Annotated in this window: 13 protein-coding genes; 8 read left to right on the top strand and 5 right to left on the bottom strand. The window is 59.0% G+C overall.

Annotation, left to right across the window (positions count from 1 at the left end):
* Positions 1-23 precede the first annotated feature (23 nt).
* The gene (locus AB4037_RS06495) at positions 24-1,400 is read right to left on the bottom strand and encodes a hypothetical protein (RefSeq protein ID WP_434958641.1); all 1,377 of its coding nucleotides are present in this window, start codon (positions 1,398-1,400) and stop codon (positions 24-26) included.
* 345 nt (positions 1,401-1,745) lie between these two features.
* Between AB4037_RS06495 and AB4037_RS06500 the strand changes: the two genes are divergently transcribed.
* The 6 genes from AB4037_RS06500 to AB4037_RS06525 all read left to right on the top strand — a co-directional run bounded on the left by AB4037_RS06500 (position 1,746) and on the right by AB4037_RS06525 (position 10,155).
* On the top strand, positions 1,746-2,918 hold the full coding sequence (locus AB4037_RS06500; RefSeq protein WP_441770939.1) for a polysaccharide biosynthesis/export family protein: 1,173 nt from the start codon (positions 1,746-1,748) through the stop codon (positions 2,916-2,918).
* A 470-nt stretch (positions 2,919-3,388) separates the two neighbouring features.
* A complete protein-coding gene (locus tag AB4037_RS06505) occupies positions 3,389-4,843 on the top strand; it encodes a mannose-1-phosphate guanylyltransferase/mannose-6-phosphate isomerase (RefSeq protein WP_441770940.1) in 1,455 nt (484 codons plus the stop codon).
* A 191-nt stretch (positions 4,844-5,034) separates the two neighbouring features.
* Positions 5,035-6,939: a tetratricopeptide repeat protein gene (locus AB4037_RS06510; RefSeq protein WP_441770941.1), complete on the top strand. Its 1,905-nt coding sequence runs from the start codon at positions 5,035-5,037 to the stop codon at positions 6,937-6,939.
* A 9-nt stretch (positions 6,940-6,948) separates the two neighbouring features.
* Positions 6,949-7,614, top strand: a complete 666-nt coding sequence (locus tag AB4037_RS06515) for an ABC transporter ATP-binding protein (RefSeq protein ID WP_441770942.1) — start codon at positions 6,949-6,951, stop codon at positions 7,612-7,614.
* A gap of 308 nt (positions 7,615-7,922) precedes the next feature.
* Complete coding sequence (locus tag AB4037_RS06520) at positions 7,923-8,876, top strand: hypothetical protein (protein ID WP_441770943.1); 954 nt, start codon at positions 7,923-7,925, stop codon at positions 8,874-8,876.
* Between the two features lie 46 nt (positions 8,877-8,922).
* Complete coding sequence (locus tag AB4037_RS06525) at positions 8,923-10,155, top strand: hypothetical protein (RefSeq protein WP_441770944.1); 1,233 nt, start codon at positions 8,923-8,925, stop codon at positions 10,153-10,155.
* 79 nt (positions 10,156-10,234) lie between these two features.
* Here the strand turns inward: AB4037_RS06525 and AB4037_RS06530 are convergent, their stop codons facing one another.
* A complete protein-coding gene (locus tag AB4037_RS06530; RefSeq protein WP_441770945.1) occupies positions 10,235-11,128 on the bottom strand; it encodes a class I SAM-dependent methyltransferase in 894 nt (297 codons plus the stop codon).
* Positions 11,129-11,412: 284 nt separating this feature from the next.
* On the opposite strand from AB4037_RS06530, the gene AB4037_RS06535 reads away from it, so the two are divergent.
* A complete protein-coding gene (locus AB4037_RS06535; RefSeq protein ID WP_441770946.1) occupies positions 11,413-12,363 on the top strand; it encodes a hypothetical protein in 951 nt (316 codons plus the stop codon).
* A gap of 79 nt (positions 12,364-12,442) precedes the next feature.
* Here the strand turns inward: AB4037_RS06535 and AB4037_RS06540 are convergent, their stop codons facing one another.
* From AB4037_RS06540 to AB4037_RS06550, 3 genes are read right to left on the bottom strand one after another with little or no spacing between them, the layout of a single operon-like run.
* Positions 12,443-13,051: an NAD(P)-dependent oxidoreductase gene (locus AB4037_RS06540; RefSeq protein ID WP_441770947.1), complete on the bottom strand. Its 609-nt coding sequence runs from the start codon at positions 13,049-13,051 to the stop codon at positions 12,443-12,445.
* A 46-nt stretch (positions 13,052-13,097) separates the two neighbouring features.
* Positions 13,098-13,994 carry an MBL fold metallo-hydrolase gene (locus tag AB4037_RS06545; protein WP_441770948.1) on the bottom strand — a complete coding sequence of 299 codons (897 nt, stop codon included), beginning with the start codon at positions 13,992-13,994 and terminating at the stop codon, positions 13,098-13,100.
* Between the two features lie 26 nt (positions 13,995-14,020).
* Positions 14,021-14,686: a DsbA family protein gene (locus tag AB4037_RS06550; protein ID WP_441770949.1), complete on the bottom strand. Its 666-nt coding sequence runs from the start codon at positions 14,684-14,686 to the stop codon at positions 14,021-14,023.
* Positions 14,687-14,853: 167 nt separating this feature from the next.
* Here AB4037_RS06550 and AB4037_RS06555 point away from each other — a divergent pair, with 167 nt between their 5' ends.
* Positions 14,854-15,762: a LysR family transcriptional regulator gene (locus AB4037_RS06555; protein ID WP_441770950.1), complete on the top strand. Its 909-nt coding sequence runs from the start codon at positions 14,854-14,856 to the stop codon at positions 15,760-15,762.
* The last annotated feature ends 180 nt before the right edge of the window (positions 15,763-15,942 follow it).

Below are 15,942 nucleotides of genomic sequence, written 5' to 3' on the forward strand. Positions count from 1 at the left end.
CGAACGACGAGGACCAAGCGTACTTAGGATATATCGACCTTGATGCCGTTGGCCATACGATAGATTTGCATGTTTGTATCGGTATTATATTGAATATTTCTTGCTTCGGTCGGGTGGGCTGCCGGAGCTTGCAGGCGCTGCGCCAGTTCCAGATGATTGCCGATATCGAAAAACTCGATCACGTCTCTGTGATAGCGGGCGAGTTGGAGATAAGCCAGCGTCCGCGAGGCGATCACGCGCAAGCCGAGCTCGATTGCCTGGCTTATGGGCCCCGACGACGACTGCCCCACTTCAAGGTAAGGAAAGACCACGGTATCGCAGATCGCCATACCTCGGGCGAACTGCTCGTCCGGGAGGGCTCCCATGAAATGGATGCGCTGGCTGAGGTCCTTGGGGTGCTGATCGAGAGCCAGGGATGCAGAAGAATCGAGCGACAAGTTCAAGGTAACTTCTGAGTTCTCAAGCTGGTCGACAAGATTCTTCCCGATATAGGCCTCATCCAGCAGGGTCCGGATGTAGGGATCGATCTTCTGCTCCTTGCGTATCGTCTGCGGGTGCACGCCGCCGAAGACGAGAAGATGATAGTTCGGTGGCAGTAGATGGAGGGCGCGGATTGCCGTCTCGAACCCTTTGTAAGGGCCGAGAAATCCAAATACGCCGATCAGTTTTGCGTCCTTGGGCAAGTTTGCAAGCAGCGGAAATTCCGTCCGTGAGGCCTGCTGATAGGCATTAGCGTCTTCGGGGGTCAGGAACGCCAAAGGGTGATCATAAACGTGGTTAAGGCGGTTGACGAAGCGCATGTAACGCATGTCTCGCCTAGTATGCACGATAACGCTGGTGGGCCTGCGGCGCTGCGACGACCGGAGCAACTGGAATGGGACCGATGCCAGGCGATTGGTGCGCCGGCTCGATCTTATCTCCCCCCATACCTTGGTAAACTGCAGGCGCGCGGCTTTCTGCAGGAGAGATTTCGCACTGAGCGGTTGAGATTGCAGAATTGTATGAAACGTTACGGAAATCGCTGGCGCGGCATTGATGATCCAGCGCAGCCTGCGCAATATGTCAATATCGTCCCGGCCGAGCGTTCCGAACTCGAGTTGGAGGTTGACCGCATCGAAGGATGAAAGCTTCGCGCATATCTCCTTGATATGCATATCTCCGAGTTTGATCACTCGCGGATTGGCATGACGCAAGAAATACTGGTCCAGGTCAAAGACTGTAACTTCAAAGTGGTCTTCTAGTTGTTTTCTAATATGTGTAGTGTACGCAGCGATACCGCATAGTTCATCATATGTGCTTATCAGTGCAAGTTTTGGTTTTTGCCGAGAACGGGCTGTCTGGTCTGAGGAAAAATCGGTTGCCTCGCTGTCGAAAATTTGCAAAGAGGATTGGGTTGTCACGCGACTCTCCTTTGGACCTTTCAGATCGAGTGCCCCAGCGTCACAATTCGGGTTCCTACTTACCCTTAGGGAGCTCGAAACGAAAGCGAAAGATGGGAAGGCGTCCCACGACGACATGTCGGATCAGGTCGGTGAAACGGCCAATGGATCTGCAGAATTTGTGAGAATGCAGCGCGGCTGGTGGCTTCTGGCTTGGCCTCGCTGCAGGGGGTAATAAGGTGGACATAAATTTGGTGTTTTCTGCCGCTTGTCGGTGATCCTCTTTACCAAGAATGCCTTCTGTGCTTGTCGTGCCCAACTAGTGGTGAGAAATTATGGTGCTGTTGAAAAGTGAGTGATGTTGAAGTGTTGCGTATTCCAGTCATTCTCCTGATCACCGCCAGCCTTGCGGCTTGCTCGAGCCTGCCGAACGCCGGGCCTACGGCCCGAACCATTCTGAACACCCAGCAGAGTGGTGGCGCGCAGGGACGGGCGGTTGCGAGCCCCTATTTTATTTTCGACGTCAACGCCGCGACCGTCGCCGTGTTGTCGCGGCATCGGCCGACCGGCTTCCTTGGCAGCTTTGCTGCCGGCGGCCCGCCATCGAGCGGCACGCTGGGCGTGGGCGACATGGTCGCGGTTTCGATTTTCGAGGCGAGTTCGGGCGGCCTGTTCGGTACCGCCGACGCCACCGGCAGCGCAGGCAGCAAGAGCGTGCAGTTGCCGCCCCAGCAGATCGATCGCGGCGGGCGCATCAATGTGCCCTATGCCGGCAGTGTCGTCGCCGCCGGCCGCACCCCGGCCCAGGTCGGCCAGGCCGTCGTCAGTGCCTTGTCGTCCAAGGCGATCGAGCCGCAGGTGCTGGTCACGCTCACCCAGAATGCCGCCAATCTCGTCACGGTGTCCGGCGAAGTCGGCCAGGGCGGACGCTTCCCCCTCGCTGTCAAGGGCACGCGCGTGCTGGATGCGATCGCCCTCGCCGGTGGCCCGCGGGCAGCCGCCCACGATCTCTTCGTTCGCCTGACGCGCGGGTCGCGCACCGGCGTGGAAAGCCTGACCTCGTTGGTCTCCAACCCACGCGAGAACATCTATATGCGCGCGGACGACCAACTCTTCATCTACCGCGAGCCGCGTACCTTCACCGTGCTCGGCGCTACTGGGAAAAATGACACCATCGAATTTACGAGCGACAGGGTCACCCTCGCGGAAGCCATCGGCAAGTCCGGCGGTCTCAACGACCAGCGTTCGGATGCCAGTGGCGTCTTCGTGTTCCGCTATGAAGACGCAGACGCCTATCGCGAACTCAGGGGCGGAGCGGCACCGGGCGGTTATCGTTCGGGCAGTGTACCCGTAGTCTATCGCCTCGACATGAAGAATCCAGGCTCCTTCCTGTGGTCGCAACGTTTCCTGATGCGCAACAAGGACGTGCTCTACATCTCGAACGCACCCTCGACCGACCTCAGCAAGTTCCTGCAGATGATCGGTGGTGGCGTGGGTATCGTCAGCGCCGGCGCCAATCTCTCGACGATCGGGCGCTAAGTCCCGGTTCTCCAGCCGATCGATTTTTGCAAGCACGCCTCGCCCGAAAGGGCGGGGCGTTTGTGTTTGCTCGAGCCGCGACGGTGGCCCCTGCCGTAATGATACCGTACTCATGAATGCGGCTCCGTACGAGGGATCCTTCCCTGGAGGAAGAGAGGTAATATTTTGCTTATAACTCGCATCGTGAATGAAAATTCGAGGGTATTTGTTCGGGGTGTCAATGGTGCTATGGCGTTTTTCATCGGAAAGGTCAATTGTAACCGTTTCTCAGCCTGTCTCTGTGGAGTTGATGCGTTAAGTTCGTGAAAAAGTAGGGTACGGAATAGAGAAGAAGGTCACATCTTTGTCATTTTTTTCTGAGATGCCGCTTGCCTGCTATGAAGGCATTGGTATCTATGCCCGAGAATCCTTACGTCATTGGCGCCGTGATCTGCCATTCGCCGTGAGGCGTGAACCTGTTGGAGATGTGTGTGGCGTCCGAAATCGTGGCATTCAAATCCGGGTCGCTTGACCTGATCCATCCTCTGATTATGTGCGGCGGCTCCGGCACACGGCTCTGGCCCTCCTCCCGCTCCAACCGGCCCAAGCAGTTCCTGCCGCTGTTCGGGATACTGTCGACCTTTCAGGAGACCCTACGTCGGGTCGCCGAGCCCGCTCTCTTTGGGCGTCCCGTCATCGTCACCAACAAGGATCACCGCTTTCTGGTCGCCGATCAGTTGGAAGCGCTCGGCATCGAAGCCGACGTGCTGCTGGAGCCGCAGGCCCGCGATTCGGGGCCTGCCATTCTGGCCGGCACACACCACATCGCCGAGCGGTTCGGCGAGGGGGCCCTGGTACTGGCCTTGGCAGCCGATCATATGGTGCGGGATATCGAGGGGTTCCGCCAGGCATGCCGACAAGCAGCGACTGTCGCCAAGGTCGGCCTTATCGCCACCTTCGGCGTCGAGCCTACCGGCCCGGCCACCAGCTATGGCTATATCGAGCCTGGCGAGGAGATCACCGCGGGCGGGCGGCGTGTGGCTCGCTTCGTCGAGAAGCCGGACGCGGCGACCGCGGAGCGCTATGTTGCCGAGGGCTTCTTGTGGAACTCGGGCAATTTCCTGTTCCAGGCGGGGGTGCTGCTCGGCGAGTACGAAATCCATGACCCGCAGACCGCCGCCGCAGTAACAAGCGCCGTCGCCGCCCAGCACGACGATCTCGGCTTTCTGCGTCTCGACGCCGAGGCCTTTGCGCAGGCCGAGGCGCGCTCCATCGACTATGCGGTGATGGAGCGCACGGTGCGCGCCGCGGTGGTTGTCGCCGCCTTTGACTGGTCGGATGTCGGCTCCTGGAGCGCGGTTCGCGATCTCCATGGCCAGGACGAGGCCGGCAATGCCGCACGGGGGCAGGCTGCTTTCGTCAATGCCAGCGCCAATTTTGTTTCGACGGATGGGCCGCTGGTTGCTGTCGTTGGGCTTGACGAGGTTGCCGTTATCGCCACCTCCGATGCCATTCTGGTCGCCCGCCGCGACGATGCCGCCGGCGTCAAAGTTCTGGTCGAAGGGCTCAAGACCAGCCATGCCGCACTGACGCAGGAGCATCGGCAGTCCTTCCGGCCGTGGGGCAGCTATCGCTCGCTTGATCTGAGCGAGCGCCATCAGGTCAAGTCCATCGTGGTCAAGCCAGGCGGACGCTTGTCCCTGCAAAAGCATCATCATCGCTCGGAGCACTGGATCGTGGTGCGCGGCACCGCTCTGGTCACCGTCGGTACCGAGGTGAAGTCGGTGCATGAGAATGAATCCGTCTACATCCCCATCGGAGCGGTACATCGCATGGAAAACCCCGGCAAGATCGATCTGGAGATCATCGAGGTGCAGACGGGCGGCTATTTCGGCGAGGACGACATCATCCGCCTTGAAGACGTCTACAACCGCGAGGCGTCGTGAGCCGCTCGTCCTGTCGAGACGGGGACTGCCGCTGCCGCTTCGAGAGCGGTGGCGTGCGGACGTGCCAAGTTTTCACATCGGGGTTATGCTAGCATCACGATGTTCGCCTCATTTCATGAGCAAGATGCCGAGGTCTGGTGCTTGCATCCTGCACGAGGCGAATTGCGGAGCGTTACGGAGCAGACCGCGGCATGGTGGCCTTGCCTGACGAAAGGCTGATTGAAGAAGACGCGATTGATCGCCTGATCGCCTCCGGAGATGTGAATTCTCTGCTGGAAAGCGTCGATAGCTTGACTCGGGAGGGAAAGAGCGCGCGCGCCCTGGCCCTCCTTGAGGCAATGGCCGACAGGCTTGCCTATGATGGACGCACCAGCGACAGATTGATGAACGTCCTGCTGGCACAGCAGGATTTTGGAAATGCCTGCCATTATGGCCGCGCAGCCGTGCTTCAGCCCGATGCCGGCTGGGGCGCTTTTTCAACTCTCTTCGAAGCGCTCCATGGCGTCGGGGATACGGGCGCAGCGGTTGAAACTCTGCGCGATGGTATCCGGCGGCTCGGGCCGGATCACGGCGTCCTCAAGCGTGCGGCGCATATCCTGATGACAATGCAGGATTTCGCCGAGGCGAAGCTCGTTCTCAAGGACGTCCTCGCCCATTATCCCGATGATACGGACGCGCTCTATAACTACAGCTACGCCCACCATATGCTGGGTGACAATGACGAGGCTCTTTCTCTGGCGCTGACCTGCCGGGAGCGAGACCCGCGCAATACGGCTTATGCCAATTACTATGTTCATTTGCTCTCGACCCTGCGTCGGTTCCAGGATGCGATACGCCTGCTTCGCGACCTGATTGCGGAGCACGCATCCGCGGCGTCTTACCGGCGCACGCTCAGCGGCATGCTCACTCTCACGGGAAATCTCAGAGAGGCATTGAGCGAGGGGCTCGCCGCCATCCGCCTCGACGAGCGTAATGCCGAATATTGGGTGCATGTCGGGGGGCTTTCAAAGCAGCTCGGCTTCAAGAGCCAGGCGATCGAATTCATGCGCCGGGCGGCCGAACTCAATCCCACCGACCCGCTCACCTTTTACGCCCTCGCCCATCACCTGAGGGAGGACGCCCAGCTCAACGAGGCGCGCACGGCCATCGGTTCGGCTTTGGCCCTGGCGCCGGGAGACAGCCGTTATCGCGACTTCCGGATCACGCTCGCGGAGAGACAACGCTCCGAAATCGACACGACCCCGCTTGGTTCAGCCGAACTGATTGAGCCATTGCCGCGCTCCCGCGACCGCATGGACGGATTTCCGGGAGGAGGATCGCGTTCCATTGGCCATCAGATGGCAATCCATGGCCGTGTCATCTGGGGCCTGACGATGCGCTTTCTGCGCCTGAGGGACAGTCGATCGCAGTTTGGCATTGCAACGGTTTTGATCGAGCCGCTTATCCATATTGTGACGCTCTGGGCCGTCATGAGCGTGATGATGCATGGCCGGCCACCCCTCGGCGATCACTGGTTCTTCTTCTATGCGACCGGTATCATCCCTTTCCTCCTGGTGACCCATCTTGGCGCCCATGGCGTCGGGGGGCATCAAGCCCATAAGCACCTGCTCGACATTCCAATTCTAAGAACCTTCGATATATTTTGGGCCGAGGCTTTAACCGAGCTGATCATCAGTACGGCAACCGCCGTAATAATATTCATACTGCTCTATGCCATTGGAGCCTTCAGAGGCATAAATAATTTCGACGCCATATTGTCTTCATTGTTCCTCTTGTGGATATTCGGAATTGGCTTGATGATCATCAATCATGTGATGTCATCTCTGTTTCCGATTTGGAAAAAGACATGGGAAGCTCTGCAGAGGGTTTTGTATTTTACATCCGGAATATTTTACATGGCACAAGCTATGCCCGTATTCGTGCGAGATATATTGGTGTGGAATCCTCTACTTGTCGGCATCGAGTGGTTTAGGAATGGATTCTTTAATCAATATAACCCGCCCTGGTTGGATCGGGGATATCTGATCATGGTTTCGGGCGGGACCTTCATCTTCGGCGTCATGCTCGAGCGCGCGCTCCGTCGCAAGCTGCATTAGCGAGGCGCCATGCTGGATTTCCAAAGAGTGAGAAAGTCGTTTGCCGCGCAGGGTGGGCGGCGGGTCGTGCTCGAGGAGGCGAGTTTCTCAATCCCGCGTGGGCAGAGGGTCGGTGTGCTCGGCCGCAATGGAGCGGGCAAATCGACGCTTCTCAGGCTCATTGCGGGGAGTGAGTTGCCGGATAAGGGGCAAATTCATCGAAACGGCAGGGTCTCGTTCCCAATCGGCTTTACCGGCACCTTTCATCCCGACCTCACGGGCCGAGCCAATGTGCGTTTTCTTGCCGACATCTACGGGATGCAGGCCGAAGAGATGCTCGATTGGGTTCAATCGTTTGCGGAACTCGGTCATTATTTCGACATGCCGGTAGGTACCTATTCGTCAGGCATGTTCGCCCGACTGGCCTTCGGGGCCAGCTTCGCCATCGATTTTGACCTGTATCTCGTGGATGAGGCGATTGAGACCGGTGACGCAAGGTTTCGTCGAAAATGTGCGGCAGTTTTTGAAACCAGACTCGATACGGCGTCGTTAATAATGGTTTCTCACAATATCGCGACAATACGGGACTATTGCGACGTTGGGGCCGTTTTGGATTCTGGCCGGTTCACGCTTCATTCGACAGTCACCGAAGCGATGGACAGCTATGAGTCTCTTCTGATGGAAGGCATGCCATGAGCAAATTAGCGCTCAGGAAAGAGACACCTGTCGCATCGGCCTCCGACCACCTCCCTGTTCCACCGGGAAAAGGCGAGCTGCAGCCCGCCGGGGCGGGCATGCCGAGCCTTGCGCAACCGGTGAGCTCGGTCAGGCCAAAGCGAAAGCCTCGGAGGCGGTTCGGTGCCCTGGCAACCTTCTTGGTCATCGTCGTCGTGCCGACCGTGGTGTCCGCCCTCTATTTCCTGGCCATTGCCAGCTCCCAGTATGAAGCCGAGTTCAGATTTGGCGTGCGCGCGGCCGATATGCCACGCAACGACGCCACCGCCATGTTCCAGGGCATGGCGTCGGCATCGCAGATCGGTCTCGATTCCTATGTCGTCGTGCAATACATCCGAAGCCGCGAACTGGTCGACAAGCTTCGCGCGGAATACGATTTCTCGAAGGTATTCGGGGGTACGGAGACGGATTGGTTTTCGCGCCTGGGGCAGGATGCCTCCAGTGAGAAAGTCGTCGAATATTGGAACAAGCGCGTAGACCCCTTCTTTGATCTGACGACGGGGTCCGTGACCGTCCAGGTGAGGGCGTTTTCTCCTCAGGATTCCCAGAAGTTGGCCCAATCCATTTTGGCGCATTCCGAGACCCTGGTGAATGAGTTGTCCCGGCGTTCGCGAGACGATGCCGTGCGCGGAGCCACGCAGGAGGTCTCGCGGGCGGAAGAGCGTCTGCGCAACGTCCTAGCCGATCAGCGCGTGCTGCGGGATACGAGGGGCACCATAAATCCCGAAAAGGAAGCCGAGGGCGGACTGATGGCCGTCTCGAAGCTGCGAGAGCAATTGGCGAAGTTCAATGCCGACCTAGCCGTGCAGAAGGAATATATGGGTGCGGATTCACCGACCGTGCGGGCAACCGAAAGCAAGGTCCGTGCCATGCAGGCGCAAGTCGCCTTGGCGGAAAGCAGGCTGACGAACAAGGGCGCAGCGAACGCCGGGCCGGAGGACGCCAGCCGTCCGCTCAGTGCGGATATCGGGGCATTCGACGCACTCGCCGCGGAAAGGCGTTTTGCCGAGGAAAACTACAAGGCGTCGCTGGCCTCGCTGGAGAAGGCTCGGGAGCAGGCCAACCGCCAGATGACCTATCTTGCTGCTTTCGTATCGCCGTCTTTGCCACAGGAAGCCCTCTATCCGAAGCGATTTCAGGATATCTTGATCACGTTTGTGGCCGCTCTCGGCGTCTGGATATTCCTGATCATCGCCATTCGGAGCATAAAAGAGCATGCATGACAGGTCTTGTGAAACGCATAGACATCGAGGGACGAATATATCGATTTTGACGCGATCCAAGCTTAGCGCAAATTTCAATCATATTGCCCGAGTAACAGCAAATATCATTTTCTCTCTGATTGTCGGCGTTGGTTCTTTCGTGTCGCAATCCCTAGCGCAAGATTCCAATAGAAACGCAGATCAGTTTGGGAGAGATTATGCGCGTCGAGATTTAAGTGAGAGGTGTTTCTCACCTCAAGATTTCGGCGCAATTGCTGATGGGGAAGCAGACGACACCCGTGCGTTGAAGAAGTGGCTGGCCTTGAGCGCCGAAGCGCGCTCTCAAAGGTCCCCATGTCTGTTTTTACCGACCGGGATTTACAGAGCTACAGATAATCTCGTGATGAATATGCCTCCCCATTCGCATGGACCGCGCATTTGGGGGACTTGTGGCGGTAGCTCCAGAATCTCGTTTGATCGTGGATATGGATTTACGCTTACTTCATCCACGGCACTATTCTACGGTGATTTTCGTTGCATCAGCTTTTCTGGAAATTCCGACAAGGTTCTCGTTAATTTCTCCACGTCGATTTCGGATGCCTTGAACGGGTTCAATCTCGACAATATTGTTGTAAATAACGATTCAGAAAATAAAGAAAGCGTCGCACTCAAGTTCAATGGTTTGTACATGAGCCGTGTTTTTGCAACGGCAAATTGTAACGGTTTAGGGCAGGGGATCGGCATACAAATGACGGCAGGATCGATGAATACCATCAAGATCTCTGCCGGAAACTGTCACACCGGGTTAAATCTGACGGGAGATGTCGATGCAATCAACGGAAATCTTTTTGACGCGATAGATTTGGAAGTTAACAAGGTTCAACTGTTGATCGACGGGAAGGCGGTCCAGTCCAATACGTTCATTGGAGGGGTTTTGAGCTTTTCAGATCCAGGCACGATCGGAATTAACGCTGTTGCTGGCTCCGGTAATGTTTTCAAGAACATGGCTTATGGGGGCGCCGGTAAATTATTTGAAGGGACATCCGGTATAATCTGGGAAAGTGCTTTGCAAGACCTGACCGTTACCCCTCCTGTTCCAGCCAGTGAAGAGACGATCTCGAATGCGCATGTGCAGCCGTCGAGCGTCAACATATTCGGCGGTCAGGTGTCTTCCGTCCTGGTTAATCGCGCAAAGGCATGTGATACCGTACCTTGTATGGTAATATTGATGCCAGGCGATATAATATCGGTAAGATATTCCGATAAGCCAGCGTGGTTATGGCGAGCCCTGAAGTTTTGAATCGTTGAGATTATCCGATAGCCTTTTGCCATTGGTGATCCAAAAGGCTATCAGATAATTATTGATTGGCTGCCGTCCGTTATTGCCGCTTTCGATATGCGCCGTAACTGACCGAGTCGTTTTCATAAACCTCGTTTAGGACTTCGAAATTATCAAGGATCCATCTGCGCGCCTTGGCCACGCTGGGCCACGCAATGTCGTCGAAGACCAATATGCCATTCGGGCCCAATAGGGCGGCCCAGCGGACCGCATCATTGTAGGCCTGCACTTCGGAATGCGACCCGTCGATGTGAATTAGGTCGTATTTGGAAAGTTTCAGGGCTTCATAGGCAACGTCGCTGGAAACTTCGAGGGTACGAGCAATCAAAAGCAGATCTTCGCGAAAGAGAGTTTCGAAATAACCTCTCTTGATCTTTGAGAAATCCACCGATGCCCACCACGCATCGTTCACCGCGTTTGTTTCAGTTTCTACTGCCACGGAGTTGCTCCAGGGCTCGACACCCCAAACCTGGCCGCGGCCCAGATATTTCATGGTAAGTGCCATTGGAATAAGGGATCTTCCACCAAAAATTCCAATTTCAACGACATTTTTACAATCATTCTCCACAATGAGATTGGATAGAAGTTCCGCCTTACTGGGGGAGCACCATCCTTCCAGGGTGGGGGTGATCCGGGCGACGTGAGCGCGGAGTTCTTCTCTTGTGGAAGCGCTCCGAATGGTGTTTGGCGAAGCGGATCCTTCGGTTTGAATCTTGTCGAAAGTCAGCATCTGTTCACGAATTACCTTAATTTCTAACTCAACCGCCTGAACGCGAGTTTCAATGCTTTTGGAAATTAAAGAAATATCGGTTGTCGGTGTTTGGTTTTTCGTCATATCCTCCATCCTTTCTCTTGAATTACTTTCTTTGGTGTGAGTAAGCCCGAGCAGAGCTATGGCAGATCGTTTACTTGCCTGTTTCAACGCTTTTAGCATGTCCCAATTCCATCTGCGTTTGGGGGCGCTTCATGAGTTCCCTTCAGATTGCTTAGTATTGAGGATTCTCTCCAATATTTTTGGATAAACTTATCTTACGTTGAGGTGTTTTAAACATTACAAGGTCTCGATAGGTTGAAATCGATCATCGGGTAGAAAATGTCTGATATTATCTTTACGGCATATATATGTGGAGTTCAACGTACCCTCACACCATTGACAATTCTTTCAAATTTGTCCCCCTTGTCGCGTCTCCATCTCCTTGTCAGGCGAGACGAGACAGCATGCATTGTCCCTATGTCGGCTCCGGCCCTTATTGCTACGCCAATTCCTTTGCCATGATGTTCGGCGCGGCGGCACCGTCGACGGCGGTGATCGAGTTTGCCACGGGCAGCCCGTTCGGCATGCAGGTACTTCCCGGCGGCCTTCCCTTCTTCGACCCCTATGGCTGGACACCCGAGGCCGGCTTCGAGACGGCGCTGGATCTGCTCGGCTGGAGCTCGCGGCGCGAGAGCGGCGGTAGCGCTGGCGAGTCGCTCGCCCGGCTGGAGGCGGCGCTGCGCAAGGGGCCGGTCTGGGTCGGTCCGGTTGAGATGGGGTATCTTTCCCATCAGCCCGGCATGACAGGCCCGATTGGAGCGGATCACTATGTCGTGGTGCTGGCGGTGGCGGAGGGGCGGGTGCTGATGCACGATCCGCAGGGTTATCCCTACGCCAGCTTGGCGCTGGCCGACTTCATGGCAGCTTGGCGCGCGGAGACGATCGACTATGGCGAGCCCTATACGATGCGCACGCAATTCGTGCGTGAGCAGGCAGTCGATGAGGTGGTGGCGATCCGGGCTGCCATCCCGCATGGACGACGCTGGCTGTCGATGGAGGAGGCATCGAATGCGCCGCCGGCCAGCCTCGGCAATGGCGAGGCCGCCCTGGCGCTGGCGGAGCGGCTGGAGCGCTGGCTGGACGAGGATTTGCGCGGCCACCTCATCCATTTCGCGGTGCGGGTTGGGACTCGGCGGGCCGCCGATGGTGCGACCTGCCTCACCCGCGCTGGCCATGACGATGCCGCTGACATCATGGATGCGCAGGCGCGGTTGATCGGTGGCCTGCAGCAGCCTTTGGTTGCCGGAGACGGCCGGGCCGCCGCCAGGATCTTGCGGACCCTGGCGCCGACCTATGAGCAACTGCTCGCGGCGCTAAAGCAAAGCGCGATCTCTCCGAAGCGAACTTTGCTCTAACTCTTTGTTTTAACGTATTGTCTCAATCGAAAAGTCTGTCAGTTTTTCTGGAAAATACCCGGGACAAGGCCGTCGCGGATCAATAGCCGACGGTGAAGCGCGCCCGGCTGTGGGCAGGCTTTTCGATCTCGTCGGCCAGGGCGACGGCATAGTCCTCAAAGGAGATGCTGCTGCCCTTGTCGTTGGTCAGGAGTTGGTCGCCACCCAGACGGAACTTGCCGGTGCGCTCGCCCGGCACGAACAGGGCCGAAGGAGAGAGGAAGGTCCAGTCGAGATCCTTCTCGCCGCGCAGGATGGCGAGGAACTCGGCGCCCTTGGTCGCCTCTTCCTTGTAGATGGCCGGGAATTCGGGCGTCGACACCAGGGTGACGCCGGGGGCGACTTCCAGGCTGCCGGCGCCGCCCACCACGAGATAGCGCTTCACGCCCGAGGCACGCACGGCCTCGATCAAAGCGTGGGGATCGCTGGTGGTGAAATGCACGCTCGAAACCACCGCGTCGTGGCCCGCGAGCAGGGCGGTAAGGCTGGCCTTGTCGTGCACGTCGCCCTTGCGGGCCGTGACCTTCGGATTGGTCGGCACCTTTTCGGGATGGCGGACGATGGCGGTGACCTCATGGCCGCGGCTGACGAGTTCGGCGAGGATGCGCGAGCCGGCATTGCCGGTGGCGCCGATCAGGGCGATCTTCATCTGGCTTTCCTTTCGGTTGGGAAAATTTTGGCGGGAGGGGAGGCTATCAGCCCCATTTCATCTCGCCCTTGACGACCTTGGCGCTTAGATCGAGCGAATCGAGGCCGCCGAGCTTGGGGTAGAGCGCCTTCATCGCCTCGATCAAGGCCGCGCTGTCCTTGGCCTTCTCGGCCTCGCGGTTGAAGGCGGCGATATAGTCGCGGGTGAATTTGACGGCAGCGAGGCCTTCTGGAGCGCCTTCGGCGTGGTGGGCCGGCACCACGATCTGGGGCTTGCGGGCAGCAATGGCATCGAGCGCCCGGATCCAGGCCTGCCGGGACGCGGCGTCGGCGTTGTCGGCCAGCCAGACATGGCCGCCGGCGCTGACCAGCACGCCGCCGAACACGGCCTTGATGTCGGGCACCCACAGATAGCGCCGGTCATGCATGTCGGGCACCTCGACGATCTCGATGCGATGGCCCTCGAGGTCGAGCGCAGTGAGGTCCGATGGCGTGGGGATCACCACCTCGGCTAGGCTGCGCGGGCCGTTGTCGCCGAGCTTGGGTCCCCAGACCTCGAGCTTGCCCTGGACACTCGCCTTGATCGAGGCGACCGTCACCGGCTTGGCGATCACCTTGGCGGCAGGGAAGGCCTCCACCACCGGACGCAGCGAGAAATAATAATCGGGGTCCGGGCAGCTCACATAGATGGTCGTCAGCATCTTGCCGCTCGCCTTGATGGCCTGCGCCAGCTTGCGGCCATCCGAGAGGGTAAAGCCGCCGTCGAGCAGGATAGCTTCTTTCCGGCCCGTCAGCAGCACCGGCATGCGGGAAAAGCCGGTTTCGTCGGCCTGGAAGGCGCGCCAGGCGAGCTTGCCGCCGGCAGCGTCGGCCGGGGAGAGCGGCAAGAGGGTGCTGGCGCCGAAGGCGGCGGTGAGCTTGATTGTGTCGCGTCTGCTGATCACGGGTCTGGTCTTTCCGATCGATGCCGTCAGGCGTTGAGGTGGGAAACGAGATTGTCGAAACTGCCGAACAGCGCGTTCGAGGCGATGAGCCGCTGCTGCCCGTCCTGCTGCAGGGCGAGGGCCGGCACGCCCTGGGCGCCGAGGCGGGCCATCAGGCTGCGCCCCTCGGTGATGCGGGTACGATTGGCCGCGAGCAGGGCCTCGTCCGGCGCGGCGAGGCGGCCGGCGACGGCCGTGAAGCCCGCGCTGCGCAGGATCGCGGTGAGGCAAGCGAGGGAGGTCGTGTCGCGGCCCTCGACATAGCGTCCGGCCTGGATCGCCGCGAGGGCGTCGAGTTCACGTGCGGGCTCGGTCAGGGCTGCGGTAGTCAGTGCCAGCGTGGCCGGCCCCGAATCGAACAGGCCGCCTTCGGCTTCCAGCACCTGCTTGCGATAGGCTTTGGTGAAACGCTGGCCGGTGAGGCGCTCGATGCGCTGGTCGTTGGACCAGGCATAGGCGGCAAAGCCCGTATCCATCGGCCGGGCGCCCGGCCCCGTGAACAGGCCGGTCGGCAGCGGCCTGATGGCGACGCCGGTCTCACGCAGGCGCTGCAGCATCGGCGAAGCGCCATAGCACCAGCCACAGAGCGGATCGAACAGATAGGTCACGACCTGCCCGCTGGCGGCCTGGCGTGGGGAAAGCGAGGTGGACATCGAAATCTCCTTGCCCTCCAACATGGCTCGTCGGCTGGCCAAGAAAAATCCCGAACAATTTGACAGAGTGTCTGATCAAATCAGACAATAAGCGCAATCGAGGCTGTTCTCCCCTATAGCCGCCTTCAGCAAGGTTGGGGTGGCAGGCACCCTGGCGCAGCAAGCTCATGTCCGAACTTCTCAATCTCAACCGGCTCGCCTTCTTCACCGCGGTGATCGAGACCGGCTCCTTCACGGCGGCGGGGGAGCGGCTCGGCGTCGCCAAGGCGGTGGTCAGCCATCAGGTCGGCAGGTTGGAGGAGGAACTCGGCGTCACCCTGATCCTGCGTACCACCCGCCGCCTGCAGGCGACGGAGGCGGGGCGGGCCTTCTATGATCGTGCCGCCTTGATCCTGCGCGAGGCCGAATCCGCCTTCGGGGAGATCTCCAAGGACGCGGCGGAGCCGACCGGCGTCCTCACTCTGGCGGCACAGATCGACTATGGCGGGGCGGTTGTCGCCCCCGCCGTCGCCGCCTTTCGCCAGCGCTATCCCCATATGCGGGTGGAAGTCGCCTTCGACGATACCGTGGTGGATCTGGTGGATGGGCAGGTCGATGTCGCCGTGCGCGTCGGCTGGCTCACCGATTCCTCAAACCAGGCCCAGCGGCTCGGCACGTTCCAGCAGCATCTGGTCTGCTCGGTCGCGCTTGCCGCAGGCCTGCCTGGCGATCTCGATCCCAAGGGGCTGGCGAGACTGCCTTTCGTGGCGAACCATGCCTTGCGCACGCCGGGACGGTGGCTGTTCTCACGGGGGGAATGGGAACGGGAGACGGTGGAGGTCAGCGCCGTCGTCGACGCGGACAAGACGCCCACCGCCTATGCCATGGTGCTGGCGGGGGCCGGCCTGTCGGTTTTTCCGGATTTCCTGGTCGCCGGCGACATCGCCGCGGGCCGGCTCGTCCGATTGCTGGCGGACTGGACGCTGCCCGCGGGCGGCATCCATGTGGTCTACCCGGCCGCGCGTTTCCGCCCGGCCAAGGTGCGATTATTCGTGGAGATCCTCAAGGGCCTCGAGCGGGCACGGAGCAAGCCTTAGGAAAGCGAAACGACCACAAATGGTGTCGGTTCGTGCTGCCCCTCACCCTTACCCTCTCCCCGCAAGAGCGGGGCGAGGGAGGCACAGGCGTCGCGATTTATCCTCAGATCTCTCATCTCGACCAGCGGTTGGGCGAGATGAAGCCGTTCCAGCACAAGCGCACCACCAAAGTCCCCCTCG

It is taken from the genome of Labrys sp. KB_33_2 (assembly GCF_052114505.1).
Classification (GTDB): domain Bacteria; phylum Pseudomonadota; class Alphaproteobacteria; order Rhizobiales; family Labraceae; genus Labrys.

Coding starts and splice junctions, on each gene's coding strand:
- AB4037_RS06515 (WP_441770942.1), top strand. CDS start 6,949: ATGCTGGATTTCCAAAGAGTGAGAAAGTCGTTTGCCGCGCAGGGTGGG.
- AB4037_RS06550 (WP_441770949.1), bottom strand. CDS start 14,686: ATGTCCACCTCGCTTTCCCCACGCCAGGCCGCCAGCGGGCAGGTCGTG.
- AB4037_RS06520 (WP_441770943.1), top strand. CDS start 7,923: ATGTTCCAGGGCATGGCGTCGGCATCGCAGATCGGTCTCGATTCCTAT.
- AB4037_RS06540 (WP_441770947.1), bottom strand. CDS start 13,051: ATGAAGATCGCCCTGATCGGCGCCACCGGCAATGCCGGCTCGCGCATC.
- AB4037_RS06535 (WP_441770946.1), top strand. CDS start 11,413: ATGCATTGTCCCTATGTCGGCTCCGGCCCTTATTGCTACGCCAATTCC.
- AB4037_RS06530 (WP_441770945.1), bottom strand. CDS start 11,128: ATGCTAAAAGCGTTGAAACAGGCAAGTAAACGATCTGCCATAGCTCTG.
- AB4037_RS06510 (WP_441770941.1), top strand. CDS start 5,035: ATGGTGGCCTTGCCTGACGAAAGGCTGATTGAAGAAGACGCGATTGAT.
- AB4037_RS06555 (WP_441770950.1), top strand. CDS start 14,854: ATGTCCGAACTTCTCAATCTCAACCGGCTCGCCTTCTTCACCGCGGTG.